Consider the following 2,070-nt stretch of genomic DNA (forward strand, 5'->3'; position numbering starts at 1 on the left):
ACCGCTAGCACGAACGGGAACACGTCTCGACCTCGCGCTGACGTATGCTCCTCCGGTGGTGCGTCGTGACGCAGACCGAAGCCGAGCCGTTGGGCGTCAGTCTGCTCGCTGCGCCTCTCCAGCGGGTGCGAGTCCCGCCCCGGCAAGCGTCGGTGCACCGGGTAGCAGGCCCCAGGTAGCGGGGAGAGATCCCTCTGCCCGAGCGGGGCGTCGAAAGCTCGCGAGGCGGCGCGAGCCGCGCAGCGAGGAGCAAGCACGCGGGCCGCAACATGAAGTGAAGCCTGCAGCCTCGACAGAGGAACAATCCGGGGGCCGAGCCGATCATGTCGCGGCGAAGGCAACACCATCGGCGCGAGCACCGAAGCGCGTCGAGGGCCCCGGCGGGGTAGGGGGCGCAGCACGCGTGCAGGGAGAGGTGCGGAACACGAGAGGCCCGTCTTCGCAGCCCGTGTCGGGGCGAGGCGGCTCGTATGAGCCGAAGGCGAAATCGAGCGTCGCGGAGCGGGAGTCCGAGGGGGCCGTAGTCGTGACGATGCTCGCGCAGAACAACGCGAGCGGAGCGAAGGGCCCCTGCGGCGATGATGTCGTCCGAGCAGGTAAGCGCGAGGGAATGGCCGCCACGAGCGGACCTGACGACCCCGTCGGCCTTGTGCCGAGCGAAGAAGTGCGACGACTGCAACGGCGGCTGTGTGGTGCAGCCAAGCGGGCACCGGGTAGGCGCTTGCATGCGTTGCATGGGCTCATCTGCAGGCGTGACGTCCTGCGGGAAGCATGGAGGCGAGTGAGAGCGAACCGCGGCGCTGCGGGCATCGACGGCCAGTCGATCCGCGACGTCGAGCAGCGAGGCATCGAGAGCTTCCTCGAAGAGCTCGGTGAGCAGCTGCGCGCGGGCGAGTACCGACCGAGAGAGGTCCTACGTCGGTACATTCCGAAGGCCGATGGGAAGAGAAGGCCGCTGGGCATCCCGACGGTCCGAGACCGTGTGGTCCAGATGGCCGCGAAGCTGGTGCTGGAGCCGATCTTCGAGGCGGATTTCCTTCCGTGCTCGTACGGCTTCCGCCCCAAGCGGAGCGCGACGATGGCGCTCGAGGTGCTGCGCAAGCGCGGCGCCAAGGGTGGCCATCACGTGCTCGACGCGGACATCCGCGACTACTTCGGGAGCATCGAGCACGACAAGCTGATGAGGCTGGTCGCTCGGCGCATCTCGGATCGTCGAGTGCTCGAGCTGGTGAGGCAGTGGCTCGAAGCGGGTGTGATGGAAGACGGCGTCGTGAGCGCGACGGTGGCGGGCACGCCACAGGGCGGGGTGATCTCGCCCCTCTTGTCGAACATCTACCTACATGTGCTCGACGTGATGTGGACGCGCCACAGCGCCCCGCTTGGGACGCTGGTGCGCTACGCGGATGACTTCGTGGTGATGTGCCGCACCGCGAAGGAATGCGAGCAGGCCGAGGCGCGCATCAGGGTCATCCTGGCGCGGCTCGGTCTGGAGCTGCACCCGGACAAGACGAGACGAGTCGAGCTCTACGATGGCAAGCAGGGCTTCGACTTTCTCGGCTGCCACCTGCACAAGCGCATGAGCGGGACGATCTGGGAACGGGAGCGACGTCGCGTCTACTTCCTGAACCGTTGGCCCTCGCAGCGTGCGATGAAGCGGGTGCGTCAGCGCGTGAAGGAGCTGACCCCGAGGTCGAGGTGCCACGCGGACATCCGCGAGGTGATCCGAGACCTGAACCCCGTGCTGCGGGGCTGGGGCAACTACTTCCGCACGGGCAACGCCTCGCGACGCTTCGCGCAGATCGATCGCTACGTCGTGGAGCGGCTCCGCTCCCTGCGCCTCGAGCGCAAGGGTCGGTACGTGCGCCCCGGCGAAGCAAAGACCTGGACGCGCGAGTCCTTCGAGAACCTCGGCCTTCATCGCCTGCGTGGAACGATCGCCTACCCGGAGCAGCCCTTCTGGAAGCAGGAGGCCGCGTAATGCTGCACCACGAGACATCGCCGGTAAGCCGTGTGCGGGAAATCCGCACGCACGGTTTGAAAGGGGGTCCTGCCCTTTCACCGATGACTCAC

1 protein-coding gene is annotated in these 2,070 nt (G+C 67.4%); it reads left to right on the forward strand.

Features of this window, described 5'->3' with window-relative positions; all coding sequences use genetic code 11:
* Positions 1 to 610 precede the first annotated feature (610 nt).
* A complete protein-coding gene (gene ltrA / locus EB084_24275) occupies positions 611 to 1,978 on the forward strand; it encodes a group II intron reverse transcriptase/maturase (protein ID NDD31380.1) in 1,368 nt (455 codons plus the stop codon).
* Positions 1,979 to 2,070: the final 92 nt, after the last annotated feature.

It is taken from the genome of Pseudomonadota bacterium, from assembly GCA_010028905.1.
Classification (GTDB): Bacteria; Vulcanimicrobiota; Xenobia; order RGZZ01; family RGZZ01; genus RGZZ01.